This is a genomic window from Arthrobacter sp. Hor0625, assembly GCF_052567525.1.
In genome coordinates, this window is the sequence record NZ_CP199586.1 from 276,371 (window position 1) to 297,244 (window position 20,874).

Sequence of the window (20,874 nt, forward strand, 5' to 3'; positions counted from 1 at the left end):
CTGCGATCGGCGGGCGGCTTTGTTGTGGGCGGGTCCCTCCGCCGGCGGCCGGAGGAAAGGCACGACGGCGGCCGAGTGCTGGTCCCGCCACCGACCCGCCCGAGCCGTTCGCGCTGAACCTCAGGCGGCAGTCCGGTCTTCCACCCGGCCGTGCAGCAGGGCCCTGGCCCGTCGGTGGCGGGCCCGCCGGCGCTCTCGGCTCGATTTCGCACCCGAATCCGTAGTTCCTGCCGTAGGGCTGATCCGGCACACCCCGTCTGGCGGTCCGGTGCCGGGCAGGGGTGGGGCCGTGGAGCGGTAGCTGTGGCCTGTGGGGGTGGTCAGTTCAAGGGTGTGCCGGCCTGGGCCGGGTCTGGGTTGCGCGCTCCAGCCCGGGGTTTCTTTGGTGTGGTTGCAGTGTTCGCAGAGCCCGGCGGCGTTGGTGGCTGCCGTGGGCCCGCCAGTGTGCCAGGGGACGACGTGGTCCAGGTGGCGGATGGGGGCGTCGCAGTAGGGGGTACGGCACGTGTCGTCGCGGGTTTGGATGAGGCGGCGGAGCCCGGCGGGGAAGATGCGGGCGCGGGAGTCCATGGCGGTGAGCTCGCCGGTGGTGGGGGCGGTGTAGAGCCGCCGGAGCCAGACCGGGAAGGACAGGTTCTTGCCTACGCCGCCTCCGATGCCTCGGCCGCTGTCATCGCCCGCCGGGCCTTCCGTACCGCCGGTTAGCAGGGCCCGGGCCCAGCCGGCGGGAACGATGCCGTAGCCCGAAAGCCTCGCGGGTTCGCTGTCGCCCTGGAACAGGGTCCGGTCGGTCATGACGAGCTGGATTCCGATGCCGCTGATTCCGCCGGGCGTTCCGGTGGTGCGGTCGACGAGGGCGTCGGCCATCAGCTGGCCGCGGGTGCGGGGGTCCCCGTCGTTGCGAGGGTCCCCGTCGTTGCGGGCCGCGACCGCGGCCCTGCTTAGTGCGGCGTAGACCGCAACGGCCTGGGCTGCCGGGAGCAGCGCGGTGAGGTAACACATGGTGTCCGGCGCAGGGCGGACGCTCACGTACCGTTCGGTCGCGGCGTGGGCTGCCCGCTCGGTAACCGTGCGCGGGTCCCGCCGGTAGGCGGCCGCGCGGGCCGCGGCGGTGATGGTCCGGTCGCCGGCGCCGTCGAAAGTCCCGGCGTCCGCGGCGAGTTCTTCATCGACAGCGGCCCGGTCCGCGGCGGAGAGGCAGGCCGTCTCTCGCACCAGGAGCGTGGCGCGCCATTCGTCCAGCTGCCCGGTTTCCAAAGCGGCGAGGGTGCGCGGCATCTCGGTCACCAACGCTTTGGCCAAGCCCAGGAGGCGGGAGCCCTTGGCCGGGGATTCCCGCCGCGCCAGGGCGATCTCGGCTCCGACCCCGGCACCGAGCTTCTCGGCGGGCATCCCGACGTCGGCCTGCTCGGCGCGCCGGGCCAGGTCCAAGGCGAAGGCGAGCCGGGCCTGCCGGGCCGAGAGTGCAGATTTTTCGTTTTCGAGAGCGCGGAGCTGATCAACAATCGCCTCCGCACCCAATTCGGCGAGATCGTCGATGGAAACCCTGGACAGCTCTCGATTGCTTCCCATGAATCAAGTCAACAGCAGGGGTCTGACATTTAACGCCTTGCCCGAAACGTCAGCGGCGAGCCCGAGCAACTACGCTGGATCCGTGACCCGCCTCATCCTTGCCTCCCAGTCCCCCGCCCGTACCAAGCTGCTCGGCAACGCCGGCATCGCGCATGAGGTGCTCGTCTCCGACGTCGACGAGGACGCCGTGCAGGCCCGCTACGGCGTGACCGACCCGCATGACACCGCCCTGCTGCTGGCCCGGGCTAAGGCCGAAGCCGTCGCCTCGCTGTCGGAAAGCGAGGGCGCCCTGGTGCTCGGCTGCGACTCGGTCTTCGAGTTCGACGGCGAAGCCCACGGCAAGCCGTACACCGCCGACGTCGCCAGGGAACGCATGCTGCGGATGAGCGGAAGCATGGGCGTGCTGCACACCGGCCACTGGCTCGTGGACTGCCGCGACACCGACGCCGGGAGCACCGATGGCGGCCCCGGCTCCGGCGCGACCCTCGGTGCAGTCTCCTCCGCCGAAGTGCATTTCATGGAGATGACCGAGGAGGAAATCGACGCCTACATCGCCACCGAAGAGCCGCTGCTGTGCGCAGGTTCCTTCACGATCGACGGCTACGGCGGTGCCTTCATCCGCAAGGTCGACGGCGACCCGCATGCCGTCGTCGGTCTTTCCGTGTCCACCCTGCGCAGCCTGCTGCGCCAGGCGGGAGTGGGCGTCACCGAGCTGTGGACCGGCGGCGCCGCGGACCCGGCGGAGATCCGCGCCGAGTAACGCCGGGGCGCCGCAGTGCTCCTTGCCGCGTGAGCCAATTCGCACCGGCTTGTAGGAACCACACAAAGGATCGGCGGTTTACGCGCGGGATCCGCAAGTAATCTCGCCGGAACCCACAAAACCGCGCTAGGCTCCTCGAAGGAAAGAAGGAGACGCCTTGTCAGCAAATTCGGAGCAGTTCGCCACTTCAGTGCCCGCAGCCACCACCCCGGGCACCCACCGCCTGAGCAAGGTGCTGATCGCCAACCGCGGTGAAATCGCGGTCCGCATCATCCGCGCTGCCCGGGACGAGGGCCTCGCCTCCGTGGCGGTCTACGCGGACCCCGACCGCGACGCCCTGCACGTCAAACTCGCCGACGAGGCTTACGCCCTGGGCGGGAACACCGCGGCAGAGTCCTACCTGGTGATGGACAAGCTGATCGAGGTCGCCCACCGTTCCGGCGCCGACGCCATCCACCCCGGCTACGGCTTCCTGGCCGAAAACGCCGAGTTCGCCGCCAAGGTCATCGCGGCCGGCATCACCTGGATCGGGCCCTCCCCCGAGGCCATCTCCGCCCTGGGCGACAAGGTCCAAGCCCGCCACATCGCCGAGAAGGTCGGCGCCCCGCAGGTTCCCGGCACCGCCGACCCGGTGGAATCCGCCGAGGAAATCCTCGAATTCGTCGACAAGTTCGGCCTGCCGGTCGCCATCAAGGCTGCCTTCGGCGGCGGCGGACGCGGCATCAAGGTGGCCCGCACCCGCGAGGAAATCCCCGAGCTCTTCGAATCCGCCGTCCGTGAAGCCACCGCAGCGTTCGGCCGCGGCGAGTGCTTCATCGAGCGCTTCCTGGACGCCCCGCGCCACGTTGAGACCCAGTGCCTCGCCGACGCTCACGGCAACGTCGTCGTCGTCTCCACCCGCGACTGCTCGCTACAGCGCCGCAACCAGAAGCTCGTCGAGGAGGCCCCCGCCCCCTTCCTCACCGCTGAGCAGAACCAGCGGCTCTACGAATCGTCCAAGGCCATCCTGAAGGAAGCCGGCTACCTCGGCGCCGGCACCTGCGAATTCCTCGTGGGCCAGGATGGCACCATCTCCTTCCTTGAGGTCAACACCCGCCTCCAGGTGGAGCACTGCGTCTCCGAGGAAGTCACCGGGATCGACCTGGTCCGCGAGCAGTTCCGGCTGGCCCGCGGCGAGGAGCTCGGCTACGGCGACCCCGAGGTCCGCGGCCACTCGATCGAATTCCGCATCACCGGCGAGGACCCGGGCCGGAACTTCATGCCCGCCCCCGGCACCATCACCGGGCTGAAGAACCCCACCGGCCCCGGCGTGCGCGTCGACTCCGGCGTCGAACAGGGCGACGTCATCAGCGGCAACTTCGACTCGATGCTCTCCAAGCTGATCGTCACCGGCGCCACCCGCACCCAGGCGCTGCAGCGCTCCCGCCGCGCGCTGCAGGAAATGGTGGTCGAGGGCATCCCCACCGTCATCCCGTTCGACCTCGCCGTCGTCAGCAACCCCGACTTCGCTCCGGCCGAGGGCCCGTTCAAGGTCCACACCCGCTGGATCGAGACCGCCTTCGTCAACGACATCCCCGCCTGGACTCCCACCGGCGCTGCGGCTGAAGCGGCCGACGCCGGCGAACGCCAGCGCGTCGTCGTCGAGGTCGGCGGCAAGCGCCTCGAGGTGGTGCTCCCGGCATCCCTGGGCACCGTCTCCGGCGGCGGCAAGCCGGCGAAGGCCAAGAAGCGGGCCCGCAGCGGCGGCCCGGCAGCGGCGGCCGGCGGCGGCAACGCCCTGACCTCCCCGATGCAGGGCACCATCGTCAAGGTGGCCGTCGCGGAAGGCGAGCGGGTGGCCGAGGGCGACCTCGTCGTCGTCTTGGAAGCCATGAAGATGGAGCAGCCGCTCACCGCACACCGCGCCGGCATCGTGATCGGGCTTTCCGCAGCCGCTGGCGAGACCGTCTCCGCGGGCGCCGTCATCGCCATGATCGAGGACGGCGAGACCGCCGAATAGCGGCCGCGGGCTGGCGGGGGCAGACTTAGTTACGTGAAGCCCTTTCTGCTCCTCGCCTCCCGTGCCGAGGACGCCGCCGCCGACGACGAATACCTCGCCTACCTGCGCTACACCGGCCTGGCCGAGACCGAGCTGCACCGGGTCCGGATGGAGGCCGCGCCGTTGCCCCGGCTGGAGCTCGAGGACTACTCCGGCGTCATTGTCGGGGGCAGCCCGTTCACCTCCAGCGACCCCGCGGAACACAAGAGCGAGATCCAGCACCGGGTGGAACGCGAACTGTTCGCCCTGCTGGACCGGATCGTCGCCGAGGACTTCCCGTTCCTGGGTGCCTGCTACGGCGTCGGCACCCTGGGCCTGCACCAGGGCGCCGTCATTGACCGGACCTACGGCGAGGGGCTCGGCGGCGTGACCGTCAGCATGACCTCCGCCGGCCAGCAGGACCCGTTGCTGCGCGGCCTGCCGGAGCAGTTCACCGCCTTCGTCGGCCACAAGGAAGCGTGCACCGTGCTGCCCGGCGGGGCGGTGCTGCTGGCGAGCTCCGCGACCTGTCCGGTGCAGATGTTCCGGATCCGGACCAACCTCTACGCCACCCAGTTCCATCCGGAGCTCGACGCCGACGGCCTCACCACCCGGATCGACATCTACCGCCACGCCGGCTACTTCCCGCCCGACTCCGCGGAGGAGCTGATGGCCCAGGCCCGGGAGCACGCGGTGACCGAGCCGATGGCCATCCTGCGCAACTTCGTGGAGCGCTACGCCCGCTAGCCGGCCCCTTCGCTCCCCCGACACTCCGCCCGCCGCCGCCGTCGGCGTACGCTCCTCCCCAGTTACTCCCGGCCGCACCCTCCCGGACACGGAAATGCCCGGCGTGTCGGGTGCACACGCCGGGCATTCGCCGCAGTAACTGGGCTGGAACGTCAGGCCACGTTGTTCTCGTAGTCCAGGTCGCGGGTTTCCCGGCTGATGAACAGCGCGATCAGCGTCAGCACCGCCATGGCGGTGAGGTAGACGCCCACCAGCACCGGGCTGCCCTTCGCCATTTCCCAGAGCCAGACGGCGATGAACGGGGCCACGGCCGCGCCGAGGATCGACGAGACGTTGTAGCTGACGGCCGAACCGGTGTACCGGACGTTGGTCGGGAACAGTTCCGGCAGCAACGCTCCCATCGGACCGAAGGTCAGGCCCATCAGCGAGAAGCCGATGATCAGCAGCGCCATGGTGCCGACGAATCCGCCGCTGAACAGCGGAACGAACAGCAGGCCGAAGACGAAGATGCCCGCGGTGACCGCGATCAGCATCTTGCGGCGGCCGTGCTTTTCAGCCAGCGGGCCGGAGACCAGAGTGAAGATGCCGAAGAAGACGACGCCGGCGATCAGCATCCAGAGGAAGTCGTTGCGGCTGTAGCCCAGTCCGGGGACGAACGCGGCGGCGGCGGCCTCGGTCATCGGCTTGCCGGCCTTTTCCGCGGCGGCTTTGGCGGCGTCCAGGCTGGAAGCCCGGGTGCCGTAGGTCAGGGTGAAGGTGGTCATCAGGTAGAACAGCACGTAGGTGGCGAGCATGATGAAGGTGCCGAGGATCAGCTGGCGCCAGCTGGTCTTGAAGACGCGGCCCAGGGGCAGCTTGGCGACCTCGTTGGATTCGATGACCTTGGTGAAGGCGGGGGTCTCGATCAGCTTTAGGCGCACGTAGAGGCCGATGATGACCATGACGGCGCTGAGCAGGAACGGCACGCGCCAGCCCCAGGCTTCGAAGGCGGCCGGGGTGAGGGTGTAGCTGAAGACCAGGAAGATGACGTTGGCGATGATGAAGCCGATGGGGGCGCCCAGCTGCGGGAACGTGCCGTAAATGGCGCGCTTGTTCGCGGGGGCGTTCTCGGTGGCGAGCAGCGCGGCGCCGCTCCATTCACCGCCGAGGGCGAGGCCCTGGGCAAAGCGCATGACGACCAGGAGTGCCGGGGCCCAGAAGGACCAGCCGGGGACGGTCGCCGTCGGCAGGCAGCCGATCAGGAAGGTCGCGATGCCCATGGTGAGCAGCGAGGCAACTAGGGTGCCCTTACGGCCGAACTTGTCGCCGAAGTGGCCGAAGACGATCGACCCGAGCGGGCGGGCGATGAAGGCGACGCCGAAGACGGCGAAGGAGCTCAGCAGCTGGGTGGTTTCGTTCTGGCCCGGGAAGAAGAGCTTCGGGAAGACCAGGACGGCGGCCGTGGCGTAGACATAGAAGTCGTAGAACTCAACGGTGGTGCCGATCAGGCTGGCGACGATCACGCGGCCGCGCGAGTTCACCTGCTTGGCAGACCCATGCTCCGTTGAAGTGGCAGTGGATGACATGTAGGAACGCTTTCATGAAGACCGGCCGCCTTGCGGAAGGCGGCCGGCTAAGGAATGGATATATCCCCATACTAGTTCCCTACGTCCACCCAATGGACAAATGTTCCGCTATTTGGACATTCCGTGTCGTCCCACGGAGTGGTCCCCTCGCCTGTGCTCCGAAGGCCAGGTCCCACTCGGGGACCTGGCCTTCGGAGATGCAGGGCGGCCCGAAAATTCCTTCGGGCCTTGTAGCTAGGTTTGCCTACTTGTCGCAGGCAATGCCGTCTTTGTCGCGGTCCAACTGCGGGCGGTAGCCCGGCGAACCCGCGAACATGGGAGCAGCACCAGCCGCCTTGGCCGCGGCGCAATTCGGGAAGTAAACCGCGGCCGGCGCTGCAGGAGCCACCGGAGCTACCTGTACTGGCGGCGCCGGCGGCGACAAGCGCGCCGCTTCGGCGGCCGCAGCATTCGCAGCGGCCTTATCTGCCGCCGCCTTTTCCTGGGCAGCCTTCCGCTCCGCCGCCTTTTTCTCAGCGGCAGCTTTTTCAGCCGCAGCTTTGTCAGCCGCAGCCTTCTTCTCCGCTGCCTCCTTGTCCGCAGCGGCCTTTACGATCCGCTTGGATTCGGCCTCCGGCAACCAGAGCAGTTCGCCATCAGCATCCTTGGTGCAAACAAGGGCAGCACCTTGATACGCCTGGGTGGCCGCGGCCGAGAAGCACGCAGTGCGCACCGGGTTGGTGGCGGTCGGCGTTGGCGTGGGCGTATCGGCCGGCGTCGCCGCCGGGGACGCCAGCAGCGCTGACTTGTTTGCGACCGGAGCGCTCGGAGCCGCGGTCGCACCGACCACTCCTCCGCCGGCAAATAGAGCGACGACTCCAAGACCGGCGACGATGCCGGCGGACTTGCGGTGCGGCAGGCGCATCCAAGTCCGCCGCTGGGTGATGAGGGCAAAGAGCGCGGTGAGCAGGACAACGATGCCGAGAATCATGAGAATGCCGCCAATTCCTCCGGCGGCCAAGAGGATCAGGAGCAACGCCAACACGGCGAGGATCCAGAGAGTGCGCCGTTTCGGGCGCGCGGCAGTAGAGCCGTTAAACATGGTAGTTATCCCCCAAAAAAGATGTGATGCTGTGCAATCACGTCATGCTAACACTCCAAATAAAGGAGTCTGCGCCGCGTCTGGAGCGGGCCGGTCGCGAAGGCACAGCGCAGCCTGCCCGGCCGCAGCGGTACAGCGTGGTTGAACTGTCGCGTCTGACGTAACGACGCGTGATTCAGCGACCGTCCAGCAACGCCTGTACTCCCGACCCGCTACACCATGCTGTCGAACTGCCTCTGCCAGTCGTGGTGCTCCCGGTCAGCGTGGAACCGGCGGTCCGTGGTCCAGCGCGGCAGGTAGTCCGGCGCGGGCAGTTCACGCGCGGGCTTGGGATGAGGTTTGCGGCCCGCGGGGGCCAGGGCGCGGCCGGGCACCGGGCTGGTTCGTGGCGGAGCGGACTGGGCCGGCCGCCGCTTAGCCTGCTGCGGTACCCTGCCGGCGTCCTTGCGTAGGTGGATCTTCCACAGGACCCGGAAGAGCGCCCAAAGGAGGATCCCGAGCACAATCCATTGCCACAACGCGATCACCAGCGAAATGGCGATCAGCGCGAGGACAAGGCCGGCAGACGATCCGTGGTTTTTACGGGACTTCTTCCCCATGGCGGACACTATGCCAAACGCCTGACCGCCGCAGGTAGAGGACTTTATCCCTGATCGCACCCCCTCCTCAGGACCGGCGGGGCTTTGTCCCCTTGGCCCCGGCAGCCGGACGGGATTAGATGAGCGCAGGCTCCCACTCGCCGCAGGAGGCACCCGTGTCCGTCCCGATCATCCTGGCGGTCGCCGCCGTCGTCGTGGCCGTCGTCGTACTGGCGACGGTCCTTGCCCGGCAGAAGGATCCGAGGCGGCGCGCGGCGGTGCTGACGCGGACGGGAGCGGTGCTCATGACGGTCTTCACCGTCTTCGCTGGCGCCTTCATCGGCGGCTACGCCATGGAAGCACCCGGAGGGTCCACCGGCCTGCTGATGATCCTCGCCTGGGCGGTCCCCATGCTGGTCCTGGCGGTGCTCGCCTGGATCTGGCCCGCCGGCACCGCTCCCCTGCTGATGGCGGTGACGGCTGCCCTGATCGCGGTGGGCGTGTGGTTTGCCCTGGACCCGGCGACGGCGCGCAGCCTGCAGGACGCCAACGGGCCGGTCCTCGCCGTCGGGGTCGTCGCCCTGGCCTTCCCGGCGGCGGTCCTCGGCCTGAAACGGACCGGCCCGGCCGGCTGGCTGCTGCTGGCCCTGGGCGTCCTGCCGCTCCTGCTCACGGTCGCCGGAAGGTCCGGTCCGGCGTCTTCGCTGGCCGCGGCGAGCGCTGTCCCGCTGGTCACCGGGGTCGTCTACCTGTTGGCCGCCCGGATGGCGCGCGGGAGGTCCACGGCGGACCAGGCGCGGGCCACCACGGCCTAGGCGTCCGCCGCGGGCAGCGCGGCCAGGAAATCCTCGGTGAAACGCCGGACGCCGTCCCACTCGGTGTAAACGTAGTCGCGGGACAGGTCCGTATCCGGGGAACCCTTGCTGCTGGTGATCCGCTTCATCATGTGGCGCTTGAGGAACCCGTACCGGGTGTACAGCAGCGCCCCGGCGAAAAGACCCACGTGGGCCGGACGCCAGCCGGTTTCCGCTTCGAACTTCTCCACGTAGCCCTCCGCGCTCCCCTCATCCCCTTGGGCGGCGAGGCTCACCGAAAAGAGCGCCGAGGGCAGCCGTTCCAGCGCCGCCTTGTTCGCGCGGACGAAGTCCGTCACAGACCCCTCGTGCCGGCCCATGTGCACGGAGGCGCCGACGATGACGCCGTCGCAGTCCCCGGGCAGCGCATGGCCGGCGGTCCGCAGGTCGGCGGTGCGGGCCTCGTGGCCGCGCTCGCGGATGACATCGGCGATGTACTCGGCGATCCGGGCGGTCTGGCCCTCGATCGTGCCAAAGGGAAGGTAAATGGTGGCCATGGTCCACGGTGTACCTGGCAGCCGGGCGCCCGCTAGGGACTTACGTCAGCAGGCCCGCAAGGAGCTCTGCCCGGACCAAGTAGTGCTCGCGAAAATACGAGTACCCCGGCACCCGCCCCCGGCCTGTTTTCTGATCTAGGGTTGCCTGAACCCCTGCCACCGGGATCCTGCGGGATGCCGGGCCCGGGGGTCGCCGACGCCGATGACGACGTCCGGTCAATTCACTTTTATGGGGGACCTCTGTGAAAAAACCATTCCTTGCTGTGCTGCTCGCCACCGGATTCGCGGGGGCAGGGATCGCGGCGCCGGCGGCCACCGCCGCCGAGTTGCGCACCGTCTGCACCAGCGGATGCGGTTATGCCAGCATCCAGTCCGCCGTCGACGCCGCCCAGCCCGGGGACACCATCCAGGTCCAGGGCACCCTGGCGGTTTCTGGCACCACCGTCGTCAACAAGGACGTCACCGTCGCAGGCGCCCCGGGCGCCACCGTGACCCAGACAACCAACGCTGTCACGGTCCTGCTGGCCGCGTCCGGCGCAAGCCTGACGGACCTGACTATCACCAGCAACGTCCCCTACCCGCAGGAGTTCATCCAGGTGGGCGCCGCGGATGTCACCATCTCCGGCAACACGGTGTACGGTCCGGCGCAGGCGCTCCCGATGAGCAGCTGGGTGGCCAACCGCGGCGTGGTTACCCAAGGCAGCATCACCGGCCTCACCCTGAGCAATAACAACATCTATTCAGTGCGCAGCGGCGCCTACCTCAACCCCAACGGCAGCGGCTTGATCGAGGGGAACACGTTGTACAACACCAAGGGCGACTTCCTGATCGACAACGCCAATTTCTCGTTCCAGGACAACCGCTCGGGTGACCCGGCAATGCCCAGCGAATGGGGCTTCGTCGTCTTCGGCGGGACCGAGCGCGGCCGGTACCCGTCCATGGCGGTCCTGAGCGCCGCAAACAACGGTATGAGCGCTTGGGACCAGCGGACCGGCGAAAAGGTGGTACTGCCTCTCTCGGCACAGAGCTGCAAAAACGACGGCTGGAAGTCCTTCATGCCGGCGTTCAAGAACCAGGGACAATGCATCAAGTTCGTCAAGGCGACCTGACGGCAGCAGTGCTCTTGACGGCGGCGTCCGGACAGCATGTGATGGACGAGAACTGATTCCGGATCATCCCCTGCCGGACGCCCGCCGTCCGGAACCGAAAGGACAGGACATGTCCCTGCTCGACTCCGCCCTCTGGGAGGGCAAGATCTACCTCAACGGCTGGCGCCCCGGCGGCGGCGGGAGCGGCGACAGTATCGAACCGGCCACCGGCGAGCGGCTCGGCAGCTACGGCGTCGCCTCCGTCGACGACGTCCGCGAGGCCGCCAGCGCCGCAGCAGCGGCGCAAAAGGAGTGGGCCGCCCGCAACCCCGAGGACCGCGCCGCGGTGCTTCGCCGCGCCGGACAGCTGTGGGAGGAGCACGCCGCCGAAATCCAGGACTGGATCGTCCGCGAATCCGGCGGCATCCCGCCCAAGGCCGGGCTGGAAACCCATATCGCCGCCAACGAGTGCTACGACGCCTCCGCCCTGCCCTCGCTCCCGGCCGGCGACGTGCTCACCTCCAACGAGAACCGCTGGTCCTTCGCCCGCCGCCGGCCCGTTGGCGTGGTCTCCGTGATCGCGCCGTTCAACTTCCCGCTGATCCTCTCGATCCGTGCCGTCGCCCCTGCCCTGGCCCTCGGCAACGCCGTGCTGCTCAAGCCTGACCCGCGCACCGCCGTCTGCGGCGGGGTCACGGTGATGCGTATCTTCGAGGAAGCCGGGCTCCCGGCGGGGCTGCTCTCCCTGCTGCCGGGCGGCGCGGACATCGGCGCCGCCGTCGTCGAAGCCCCCGAAGTCCGGGTGATCGCGTTCACGGGTTCGACGGCGGCCGGCCGAAAGATCGGCGAAACCGCCGGCCGGCTACTCAAACGCGCCCATCTGGAGCTCGGCGGCAACAATGCCCTGATCGTCCTCCCCGGCGCCGACCTGGCCAAGGCGGCCTCCGCGGCGGCGTTCGGATCGTTCATGCACCAGGGCCAGATCTGCATGGCGGCTGGCCGGCACATCGTGCACGAGGACATCTACGACGACTACGTCGCCGCCCTGGCCGAGAAGGCCGGCCACCTGCCGGTGGGAGACCCGAAGAGCGGGACCGTGGCGCTCGGCCCGGTGATCGACGAGCGGCAGCTGCACCGGGTGGACGGGATCGTCCAGGACGCGGTGCAGGCCGGCGCCCGGCTGGCCGCCGGAGGCACCCACGACGGCCGCTTCTACCAGCCCACGGTGCTGGTCGACCTGGCCGAGGACAGCCCGGCCTGGAAGGATGAAATCTTCGGCCCGGTGGCGCCGGTGATGAAGTTCTCCACCCTCGATGAGGCGGTGGCGCTGGCGAACGACAACGAGTACGGCCTCTCCATCGGCATCCTCGGCGACGTCGGCATGGCCATGTCCATCGCGGACCGGCTGGACTCCGGGAAGGTCCACATCAATGAGCAGACCGTCTCGGACGAGGCGAACTCGCCCTTCGGCGGGGTGAAGAACTCCGGCAACGGCTCCCGGATCGGCGGCCACCACGCCAACATGGAGTCGTTCACCGAAATCCAGTGGCTCACGGTCCGCCCGGACATTGCGCCCTACCCGTTCTAATCCGCCACTGCCTGCAGGACACAAAAAGAGGGCCCCACTGGCTGTCGGCCAGTGGGGCCCTCCGTCGACTCAGCCCGCCTGCTTGGCTACCTCCTGAGCCCACAGGAAGAACTTGTTCGTCCCCAGGTCCTTGACCGTCGTGATGCCGAACGCGGCCTTCAAATGCTCGCCGTCGGCCTCGGTTACACCCTTGAGTGCGTCGACCGGCGAATTCGCCAGGTCGGCCACCGACTTGCCGTGATGCGCCTTGTCGAAATGATCTTCAATTCCCGCCATTGGACTTGCTCCTTCGCAAAGCAGCCGTGGGCCACGGCTGCGGCCGGCAGTGCTTAGTGCACCGAGCATATTCAACGCCTCCGGCCGCGACGCGTCTAGGGATCCGCGGCCGCTGCCGGTCAATCCGGGAGGAAACCCGGTACTACATGTGGACGTGCAGCCGCCGTGCCGCCTCGGAAATGGAGCCGCTGAGCGACGGGTACACGGTGAAGGTGCTGGCGACGTCGTCGACGTGCAGTTTCTGCGTCACGGCGAGGGAGATCGCGAAGATCAGCTCCGAGGCGTTGGGGCCGACGACGACGCCGCCGATCACGGTGCCGGAGCCCTTGCGCGCGAAGATCTTGATGAAGCCGTCCTTGTGGTTGCGCATCTTGGCGCGGGCGTTGCTGCGCAGCGAGAGCTTCACGACGTCGCCCTGGTACTTGCCGGAGTCGATCTCGGCCTCCGAGACGCCGACGTTGGCGATTTCCGGGGAGGTGAAGATGTTCGAGGCCACCTGGTGCAGCTTGAGCGGGGTGACGCTGTCGCCCAGGAAGTGCGCAATGGCGATGCGTCCCTGCATGGCCGCCACCGAGGCCAGGGCCAGCACGCCGGTGCAGTCGCCGGCGGCGTAGATGTTCGGCGCGGTGGTGCGCGAGACGCCGTCGACCTTGATGTGGCCGCTCTCGGTCAGTGCGACGCCGGCTTCCTCGAGGCCGATGCCGGCGGTGTTGGGGATGGAACCCACGGCCACCAGGCAGTGGCTGCCGGTGACCTTGGAACCGTCGCCGAGGGTGACCACGACGCCGTCGTCCGTGCGTTCCACGGTTTCGGCGCGGGCGCGCGAGAGCACCGTGACGCCGCGGCGTTCGAAGACGCCCTCCAGCACCTCGGCGGCATCCGTGTCCGAGCCGGGCAGCACCCGGTCGCGGGAGGAAATCAAGGTGACCTTGGAGCCCAGGCCGTTGTACGCGGAGGCGAATTCGGCGCCGGTGACGCCCGAGCCCACCACGATCAGCTCCTCGGGGAGCTCGTCCAGGTTGTAGATCTGCGCCCAGTTCAGGATGCGTTCGCCGTCCGGGCGGGCCGTGGGCAACTCGCGCGGGTGGGCGCCGACCGCCAGCAGGATGGCATCTGCCTCGATGGTCTCGGTGCCCTCGGCGGTGAGGACCTCGATGGTGTGGTTGTCCAGCATCCTGCCGGAGCCGAGCAGGATGCGGACGCCCTGGCCTTCGAGGCCTTTCTGGATGTCGGAGGACTGCTGCCGGGCCAGGCCCAGCAGGCGGTCGTTGATGTGCTTGAGGTCCGCGCGCATCGTCGGGGTGCAGTCGCCGCCGTCGAGGTCGAACTTGACGCCCAGCTCGCCGGCCTCGCCCACACGGGTCATCAGGTCCGCCGTCGCGATCAGGGTCTTGGACGGCACGACGTCGGTCAGCACCGCGGAGCCGCCGAGACCGGCGCGCTCAATGATGGTGACCTGCGCCCCCAGCGAGGCGGCGACCATGGCGGCTTCGTAGCCGCCGGGCCCTCCTCCAAGAATTGCGATCCGGGGTGCGCTGAAATCGGGATGCGTAGTCACAATCATCCATTGTCCATCATCCGGACCGACGCCACCAATAAAGCATGCTGGGCTGGGCCGGACGGGCAGGGTAGCTTGTACCAGTGAGTAATACAGAATTCCTGAACACGGACCCCTTCGACGCCGCCCGCGCCGCCGCCGACTACATTGCCGAAGAGACCGGCGTCGACAGCCACGACGTCGCGCTGGTGCTCGGGTCCGGCTGGGGTGACGCTGCGGAACTGATCGGCGAAACCACTGCCACCCTCTCCGCGGACGAGGTCCCGGGCTTCTCCTCCCCCTCCGTGGTGGGCCACGTCGGCACCATCCGCTCGGTCCTCACCCGCGAGGGCAAGCGCGCCCTGGTCCTGGGCGCCCGCACGCACTACTACGAGGGCAAGGGCGTCCGCGCAGTCGTGCACGGGGTGCGCACCGCCGCCGCCGCCGGCTGCAAGACCCTGGTCCTGACCAACGGCTGCGGCGGACTGAACGAGGCCTGGGCGCCCGGCACCCCGGTGCTGATCAGCGACCACATCAACCTCACCGCCGCTTCCCCGCTCGAAGGCGCCACCTTCGTGGACCTCACCGACCTCTACTCCTCCCGGATCCGCGGCCTGGCCCGCGAGGTGGACCCGAGCCTGGACGAGGGCGTGTACGCCCAGTTCACCGGCCCGCACTACGAGACCCCGGCCGAGGTCCAGTACGCCAAGCGGATCGGCGCATCGCTGGTGGGCATGTCCACCGCGCTGGAGGCCATCGCCGGCCGGCACGCGGGCATGGAGGTCTTCGGCATCTCGCTCGTGACCAACCTGGCCGCCGGCATCAGCCCGGTGCCGCTGAGCCACGAAGAGGTCCTCGAAGCCGGACAGGCCGCGGGGCCGCGGATCTCGAAGCTGCTCGCGGAGATTATCGCCAAGCTCTGAGCGGGCGCCGGCGCCGGGCGCCAATCTCTCAGCCGGCCGCCAGGTGCGTCAGCGTCCGCTCCCGGTCCCCCGGGAACCGCCGCTCCATGGATTCGGCGACCCCGGCGATCGTCTGGCGCGCCAGCGCCTGCCGCCACGCCAGCTCCGCCTGGCGCATGGTCTGGGAGATCAGGCAGGTCCGGACAAAGTTCTCCTGCCGGTCCGCGTCGGGGACATCGCCCAGGATGGCTTCGCAGCGGAAGCTCGGTTCCTGCCCTTCCAGCGCCAGGACCACATCCAGCACGCTGATGTTTTCCGGCCGCCGGGCCAGGTGGAAGCCGCCCCGGGGGCCCGAGACTGAGGTGAGGATCCCGGCGCGGACCAGGGCCTGGAGCTGTTTGTTCAGGTACGCGGCCGGGAGCTGGTAGAACGCCGCCAGCCGGGCGCTGTTCACGGCCTCCCCGGCCGGCGTCCAGGACATGTTGACGCAGGCGTGCAGTGCCCACTCGACCCCTCGACCCATTTTCATATTCCAGACGCTACGTGTCCGGAAAATTTGCTGTCAATGAGCGGCGGTCCCTCCGTAGCCATCCTGCGCAGATCCTTCGGAAGCCCTGCGCCGGGAAGGCAACCGGGAAGGCATTTGTCCCCGGAGCCGGCATTGATCGCTGCCACGGGGGTGCCGGCCCGCTGACCCGCCCGCGCCTGTCGGGGCGCGCCGGGCCCCGTTTTGGCGCTAGTTTGGTACCCATGACGTCTTCCGATGCCGCACTGACCCAACTGTTGAGCGACGCCCGTGAGTGGGCCGTCCAGGACCCGGATCCCGCCACCGCCGCCGCCCTGACCGAACTCGCGGGCCTCGCCGGCGACGGCGTCGCTGCCGCCCGGCAGGAACTGGCCGACAGCTTCAGCGGCACCCTCCAGTTCGGCACCGCAGGCCTGCGTGCCGCCCTCGGCGCGGGCCCCAACCGGATGAACCGCGTCGTGGTGCGCCGGGCCGCCGCAGGATTCGCGGCCTTCCTCACCCGCGCCGTCGCCGAGGCTGCCCCCGGCACCCGGCCGCGCGCCGTCGTTGGCTACGACGCCCGCTACAACTCGGACATCTTCGCCGAAGAAACCGCCGCGATCTTCACCGACGCCGGCATCGAGACGTTCCTGATGCCCGCCGCGCTGCCCACGCCGCTGCTGGCCTACGCGGTCCGGGCGCTGGAGTGCGACGGCGGGGTCATGGTCACCGCCAGCCACAACCCGCCGCAGGACAACGGCTACAAGGTCTACCTAGGCCGCCACGCCGTCGAGGACAACGGCCGCGGCGCCCAGATCGTGGCACCCTACGACGCGCTCATCGCCGCGGAGATCGACGCCGTCGGCCCCCTGGAAACGATCACGCTCGCCACGGACGGCTGGACGGTCCTGGAGGCGTCCATCGCCGCCGACTACCGTGCCGCCGTCGCCGCCCTCGCCGATCCCGGACACTTCCCGGCCCGCGACCTGAAAATCGTCCTGACGCCGATGCACGGCGTCGGCGGGGAGACCGCCGTGGCGGTGCTGGAGGCCGCAGGCTTCGCCGATGTCACCCTGGTCGCCGAGCAGGCGGACCCGGATCCCGACTTCCCCACCGTGAATTTCCCGAACCCGGAGGAGCCCGGCGCCCTCGACCTCGCCCTGGAGACCGCCGCCCGGGTGGACGCGGACATCGTGATCGCCAACGATCCCGACGCGGACCGCGCAGCGGTGGCCGCCAAGGACCCCGATACCGGCGCCTGGCGGATGCTGCGCGGCGACGAGGTCGGCGCCCTGCTGGGGGCCCATGTCGTGGCGCGCCTGGCAGCCGGCGACGCCGGTGCCCCCAGTGCCGGTTCCGGGGTGTTCGCGAACTCGATCGTTTCCTCCCGGCTGCTGGCCCGGATTGCCGCAGCGGCGGGGTACGCGCACGAGGAAACCCTCACCGGCTTCAAGTGGATCGCCCGGGTCCCCGGGCTGCTCTACGGCTACGAGGAGGCGCTGGGCTACTGCGTCGCGCCGTCCCTGGTCCGGGACAAGGACGGCATCTCCGCCGCGGTGCTCATCGCCGAACTCGCCGCGGCCGCGAAAGCCGACGGCAAAACCATCTTCGACACCTTGGACGAGCTCTACCTGGTGCACGGCCTGCACGCCAGCGACCAGCTCAGCATCCGGGTCGCTGACCTGGGCCTGCTGGACGCCATGATGAACCGGCTGCGGGTCAGCCCGCCCGAATCGTTCGGCGGCTCCGCCGTCGAGACCGCCACGGACCTGGCGGAGGGCAGCGAACAGCTCCCGCCCACCGACGGGCTGCTCTACCTGACCAAGGACCGCAGCCGCGTGATCATCCGCCCCAGCGGCACCGAACCGAAGCTCAAGTGCTACCTGGAGGTGATCCGCAGCGTCGGGTCCGCCGCGGAGCTGCCGCAGGCACGGCTCGAGGCCCGCGCCGCCCTGGACGGCGTGCTCGCCGACGTCCGCGAGGCGCTGGGGCTCTAACCTCCCCGAGATGACACGTCGTGGCAGTGTCCGGCCCCAACACTGCCACGACGTGTCATCTCGGCGGCTACCGGATCCGTGTGTGACCCACGGCATTACCACCTGGTAACAACTGGCGAACGGACCGCGAAAATACTGCAACACCGCGGAAATCTGCCGGAAAAAGCACACCCCTACGCTGGGACCATCAGGAACACGGGCCACATCCGGCCCACCAGCGAAAGGGCCAGCACATGTCCGTCACGGAAGCGTCCGCCACCTCCACTGCCCCCGCCGGATCCCCGGCGCGGCCGCGCATCGTGATCGCCGGGGCCGGGCCGGCAGCGCAGGCCCTGGTCCGCCGGCTCATCCGCACCCCGTTTGCCGGCGCCATCACGGTGCTGAGCAACCGCGACGACGCCCCGGAGGAACTGCTCGACCTGGCGCTCCTGCCGCAGGTCTCGGTCCGGTTCGGCCAGCCGGCCAGTTTCATCGACGCCGAAGCACGCCGGGTCACGACCGCCGACGGCCTGGAGCTCGCCTACGACCAGCTGGTGATCGCTACCGGATCGGCCCCCGCGCACGCCCCGATCGAGGGTGCGGCCCGGTGCCTGAGCTATTCCACCATTGACGATGCCACCCGCCTCGGGGACGCGGTCAGGGACGTCACCCGGGTCCTCGGCCGCCGGCCGCTGGGCATCCTCGTGGGCACCGGCACGGCGGCGGGCCAGGCCGAAGCGGTGCTGCGGGCCCGCGGTGTCCGCCCGGTCCGCACCACCGTGCGCCCGGCGGCGGTCCTGCCCACCCTCGCCGGCTCGGCGCTGCCCGCCGCCGGGATCGTGTTCGACGACGGCTCCAGCATGAGCGGTGACCTGGTGGTCCTCGCCGAGGAGCGGGTGGCCCGGGACGGCCTCGCGGCAACCGCCGGTCTGGCCACCGCAGCGCAGGGCGGGATCGCCGTGGGGCCCGACTACCGCACCTCGGTGCCGGGCATCTGGGCCATCGGCGACGCCGCATCCCTCGACGGTGTCCGTCTGGGCCTGCTCGCGGCCGCTGCAACCGCCGCCGGTGCCTGCGCCGCGGGGTTGCTCCAGGTGTGCCTCTCGGAGCCCCTTGCTGACGCGGCGTAGGACCGGCGCCGGCCGGACCCCTTATGGCAAGATGGTGCACTGACAAGCAAGGACACACGCCGTGTCAGCAGGACGGGCCGGGGACGGTCCGGTTCCGCCACGAAAGGGACCACATGAGCAACGAAGCCACCACGGCCGCCGGCACCGCCGGCAGCGAGACCCCCGGCACCGCCGCGGGCACCGCCGGAAACATTGCCGCGTTCATCGACCACACCCTGCTCAAGCCGGAGGCCAGTGAGGCCGAGATCCTGAAGGTGTGCGCCGAGGCGGCCGAGTACCAGTTCAAGTCGGTCTGCGTGAACCCCGTCTGGGTCAAGACCGTGAAGACGGCGCTGCGCGGCTCCGGCGTGCTGACCTGCTCCGTGGTCGGGTTCCCGCTGGGCGCAACGCCCAGCGACGTGAAGGCCTTCGAAGCCCGCGGCGCGGTACTCGACGGCGCCGACGAGGTGGACATGGTCATCAACATCGCTGCCGCGCGCGCCAATGACAAGGGCGCCCTGGTGGACGACATCCGTGCGGTGGCCGAGGCCGTGCACGCCGGCGATGCCATCCTGAAGGTCATCATCGAGACTTCACTGCTCAACGACGACCAGAAGGTCCTGGCCTGCGAGGCCGCCGTCGAGGCCGGCGCGGATTTCGTGAAGACGTCCACGGGCTTCAACGGCGGCGGCGCCACGGTCGAGGACATCGCGCTGATGCGCCGCACCGTGGGCCCGGACCTCGGCGTCAAGGCCTCCGGCGGCGTGCGCTCGCTCGCCGACGCTCAGGCTATGATTGCTGCAGGTGCAACACGTATTGGCGCCAGCTCCGGCATCGCGATCGTCAAGGGTGAACAGGGTTCATCCGCGTACTGACCGCCCGCCGGCACAAGACGCTGACGCCACAGTTTTGAGCCCCCCGGGGCCGAGGAGGAACGAATGTCCAGCAACACCACCAAGACCCGCCGCGGCGAGAGCAGCCTGGCATCCAGCGTCGTGCTGTTTGTCCTGATGATGGCCCTGTTCTTTGGCGCCCTGTACTCGCTGTCCTTCCTCACGCTCGGCAACCCGTGGCCGATGGCTGCCTGCCTGGGGCTGTTCGCGCTGGCGTTCTGGATCCCGCAGACCATCACCGGCCGCTCGGATTCCGCGGGCGAAAGCTAAACACGTCTTACCCTGAAGCCCCGGTCCGCCGGGGCTTCAGTCGTTTAACCCGGCGGCCCCGAACGCGGCGCCTCTTTTCGCGCCGGATCCGGAAACGCGCGGCGGTTTCGGACCTAAGCACCCGGGGCCCCGGGGGCGCCGGTCCGAAACCATAGCGAAAACGGCAAGGGCCGACGTCGGGCCGTCCCGGTTTGATGCCGGAGGGCCCGGCGCCGATGCCGCAGCCGCTACGCCCCGCCGACGGCCCCGAGCAGGCGGTCGATGAGGGCGGTGCCGAACGCGAGCGCGGCCGGGAAGTGCCCCTTGGCCAGCGCCAGGCCAGCGGAGAAGAGGCCGATCATGGCGTAGGCGCTGACCGGGATGAGCACGAACCATTCGCGCCGTGATCCGGCCCGGCCCAGCAGCGGGATGGAGAAGGCCCCGTTGGCCTTCCAGATGTCCTTGACCAGCGGCAGCCTGCGCAGGACCTTGGGCGGTTTGACCACCACCGGCCAGAGCAGCGGCACTCCCCCGGTGGTGATCATGTCCCCCACGATGTGCACCAACACGCCGGTGAGCATGGACACCGGCAGCCAGGACCACTGGTGCGGGGCGAACCAGGTCACCAGGCCGGCCATGGCGAGCGCGAAGATCCAGTTGCTGACCACGCCGTACTTGGGGAACAGCTTCAGTGCTTTCGCGGCGATGTTGATCATGAACATGCACAGCAGCCCGGCGCCCACGGACAGCAGGCCCCAGTCGGTCTGCAGCTGGATCTTCCCAGCCAGCGCGGCGAGCAGCACGAAGAACGCCGCGCCGAGCACCGAGTGCGTGCCCTGGCGGTGGCCGCCGGAGGCGTTCTCGATCCCCACCGCGATCAGGTTCGACAGCGGCGGCAGGGCGTGCGCGACCGTGCTTGAGCGGTGGTCCCAGTCGCAGACCAGGGCCGTGCCCGCCGTCGCCATCCCGCCGATCACGATCCCGGTGGGGTCCAGCGGATACCAGCCCAGCGCGTACGGCCCGGTCGAGGCGATCGCCACCCACGCCGCGGCCCCGGACGCGGCGTGGTGTCCTCCCATC

General features: G+C 69.4%; 20 protein-coding genes. 11 read left to right on the forward strand and 9 right to left on the reverse strand.

All coding sequences use genetic code 11. The features are described from left to right. Positions 1 to 120: 120 nt before the first annotated feature. Positions 121 to 1,572 (reverse strand): DUF222 domain-containing protein, encoded by a 1,452-nt coding sequence (locus tag ACTWLI_RS01250; RefSeq protein ID WP_445154919.1) that lies wholly within the window; start codon positions 1,570 to 1,572, stop codon positions 121 to 123. A gap of 82 nt (positions 1,573 to 1,654) precedes the next feature. Here ACTWLI_RS01250 and ACTWLI_RS01255 point away from each other — a divergent pair, with 82 nt between their 5' ends. The 3 genes from ACTWLI_RS01255 to ACTWLI_RS01265 all read left to right on the forward strand — a co-directional run bounded on the left by ACTWLI_RS01255 (position 1,655) and on the right by ACTWLI_RS01265 (position 5,096). Next, the gene (locus ACTWLI_RS01255; protein ID WP_445154920.1) at positions 1,655 to 2,332 is read left to right on the forward strand and encodes a Maf family protein; all 678 of its coding nucleotides are present in this window, start codon (positions 1,655 to 1,657) and stop codon (positions 2,330 to 2,332) included. A 190-nt stretch (positions 2,333 to 2,522) separates the two neighbouring features. After that, on the forward strand, positions 2,523 to 4,331 hold the full coding sequence (locus ACTWLI_RS01260) for an acetyl/propionyl/methylcrotonyl-CoA carboxylase subunit alpha (RefSeq protein WP_445156085.1): 1,809 nt from the start codon (positions 2,523 to 2,525) through the stop codon (positions 4,329 to 4,331). 33 nt (positions 4,332 to 4,364) lie between these two features. After that, positions 4,365 to 5,096 (forward strand): glutamine amidotransferase, encoded by a 732-nt coding sequence (locus tag ACTWLI_RS01265; protein WP_445154921.1) that lies wholly within the window; start codon positions 4,365 to 4,367, stop codon positions 5,094 to 5,096. Positions 5,097 to 5,248: 152 nt separating this feature from the next. On the opposite strand, the gene ACTWLI_RS01270 is transcribed toward ACTWLI_RS01265, so the two are convergent. The 3 genes from ACTWLI_RS01270 to ACTWLI_RS01280 all read right to left on the reverse strand — a co-directional run bounded on the left by ACTWLI_RS01270 (position 5,249) and on the right by ACTWLI_RS01280 (position 8,341). Then, positions 5,249 to 6,661 carry an MFS transporter gene (locus tag ACTWLI_RS01270; protein WP_445154922.1) on the reverse strand — a complete coding sequence of 471 codons (1,413 nt, stop codon included), beginning with the start codon at positions 6,659 to 6,661 and terminating at the stop codon, positions 5,249 to 5,251. 244 nt (positions 6,662 to 6,905) lie between these two features. After that, positions 6,906 to 7,742: an excalibur calcium-binding domain-containing protein gene (locus tag ACTWLI_RS01275; RefSeq protein WP_445154923.1), complete on the reverse strand. Its 837-nt coding sequence runs from the start codon at positions 7,740 to 7,742 to the stop codon at positions 6,906 to 6,908. A gap of 212 nt (positions 7,743 to 7,954) precedes the next feature. Then, positions 7,955 to 8,341 carry a hypothetical protein gene (locus ACTWLI_RS01280; protein WP_445154924.1) on the reverse strand — a complete coding sequence of 129 codons (387 nt, stop codon included), beginning with the start codon at positions 8,339 to 8,341 and terminating at the stop codon, positions 7,955 to 7,957. Between the two features lie 155 nt (positions 8,342 to 8,496). On the opposite strand from ACTWLI_RS01280, the gene ACTWLI_RS01285 reads away from it, so the two are divergent. After that, positions 8,497 to 9,135, forward strand: coding sequence for a hypothetical protein (locus ACTWLI_RS01285; RefSeq protein WP_445154925.1), 639 nt, complete (start codon positions 8,497 to 8,499; stop codon positions 9,133 to 9,135). On the opposite strand, the gene ACTWLI_RS01290 is transcribed toward ACTWLI_RS01285, so the two are convergent. After that, positions 9,132 to 9,671 (reverse strand): flavodoxin domain-containing protein, encoded by a 540-nt coding sequence (locus tag ACTWLI_RS01290; protein ID WP_445154926.1) that lies wholly within the window; start codon positions 9,669 to 9,671, stop codon positions 9,132 to 9,134. The two genes, ACTWLI_RS01285 and ACTWLI_RS01290, sit on opposite strands and share 4 nt — an antisense overlap. A 242-nt stretch (positions 9,672 to 9,913) precedes the next feature. Between ACTWLI_RS01290 and ACTWLI_RS01295 the strand changes: the two genes are divergently transcribed. After that, positions 9,914 to 10,780, forward strand: a complete 867-nt coding sequence (locus ACTWLI_RS01295; RefSeq protein ID WP_445154927.1) for a right-handed parallel beta-helix repeat-containing protein — start codon at positions 9,914 to 9,916, stop codon at positions 10,778 to 10,780. A 109-nt stretch (positions 10,781 to 10,889) separates the two neighbouring features. Continuing rightward, a complete protein-coding gene (locus tag ACTWLI_RS01300) occupies positions 10,890 to 12,347 on the forward strand; it encodes a benzaldehyde dehydrogenase (protein WP_445154928.1) in 1,458 nt (485 codons plus the stop codon). A 69-nt stretch (positions 12,348 to 12,416) separates the two neighbouring features. Here the strand turns inward: ACTWLI_RS01300 and ACTWLI_RS01305 are convergent, their stop codons facing one another. After that, the gene (locus ACTWLI_RS01305; protein ID WP_445154929.1) at positions 12,417 to 12,623 is read right to left on the reverse strand and encodes a hypothetical protein; all 207 of its coding nucleotides are present in this window, start codon (positions 12,621 to 12,623) and stop codon (positions 12,417 to 12,419) included. Positions 12,624 to 12,765: 142 nt separating this feature from the next. After that, on the reverse strand, positions 12,766 to 14,181 hold the full coding sequence (locus tag ACTWLI_RS01310) for an NAD(P)H-quinone dehydrogenase (protein WP_056740777.1): 1,416 nt from the start codon (positions 14,179 to 14,181) through the stop codon (positions 12,766 to 12,768). Between the two features lie 83 nt (positions 14,182 to 14,264). On the opposite strand from ACTWLI_RS01310, the gene ACTWLI_RS01315 reads away from it, so the two are divergent. Beyond that, entirely contained in the window at positions 14,265 to 15,083 is an 819-nt protein-coding gene (locus ACTWLI_RS01315; protein WP_445154930.1) for a purine-nucleoside phosphorylase, read from the forward strand. 28 nt (positions 15,084 to 15,111) lie between these two features. Here the strand turns inward: ACTWLI_RS01315 and ACTWLI_RS01320 are convergent, their stop codons facing one another. Next, positions 15,112 to 15,591 carry an RrF2 family transcriptional regulator gene (locus tag ACTWLI_RS01320; protein ID WP_445154931.1) on the reverse strand — a complete coding sequence of 160 codons (480 nt, stop codon included), beginning with the start codon at positions 15,589 to 15,591 and terminating at the stop codon, positions 15,112 to 15,114. Between the two features lie 221 nt (positions 15,592 to 15,812). Between ACTWLI_RS01320 and ACTWLI_RS01325 the strand changes: the two genes are divergently transcribed. From ACTWLI_RS01325 to ACTWLI_RS01340, 4 genes are all read left to right on the forward strand, one after another. After that, complete coding sequence (locus ACTWLI_RS01325) at positions 15,813 to 17,564, forward strand: phospho-sugar mutase (protein ID WP_445154932.1); 1,752 nt, start codon at positions 15,813 to 15,815, stop codon at positions 17,562 to 17,564. Between the two features lie 233 nt (positions 17,565 to 17,797). Further along, positions 17,798 to 18,673: an FAD-dependent oxidoreductase gene (locus tag ACTWLI_RS01330; RefSeq protein WP_445154933.1), complete on the forward strand. Its 876-nt coding sequence runs from the start codon at positions 17,798 to 17,800 to the stop codon at positions 18,671 to 18,673. Positions 18,674 to 18,786: 113 nt separating this feature from the next. Beyond that, positions 18,787 to 19,527, forward strand: coding sequence for a deoxyribose-phosphate aldolase (gene deoC / locus ACTWLI_RS01335; protein ID WP_445154934.1), 741 nt, complete (start codon positions 18,787 to 18,789; stop codon positions 19,525 to 19,527). Positions 19,528 to 19,590: 63 nt separating this feature from the next. After that, positions 19,591 to 19,815, forward strand: a complete 225-nt coding sequence (locus ACTWLI_RS01340; protein ID WP_445154935.1) for a hypothetical protein — start codon at positions 19,591 to 19,593, stop codon at positions 19,813 to 19,815. Between the two features lie 227 nt (positions 19,816 to 20,042). Here ACTWLI_RS01340 and ACTWLI_RS01345 read toward each other — a convergent pair whose 3' ends face one another. Beyond that, positions 20,043 to 20,873, reverse strand: coding sequence for a metal-dependent hydrolase (locus tag ACTWLI_RS01345; RefSeq protein ID WP_445154936.1), 831 nt, complete (start codon positions 20,871 to 20,873; stop codon positions 20,043 to 20,045). Position 20,874: the final 1 nt, after the last annotated feature.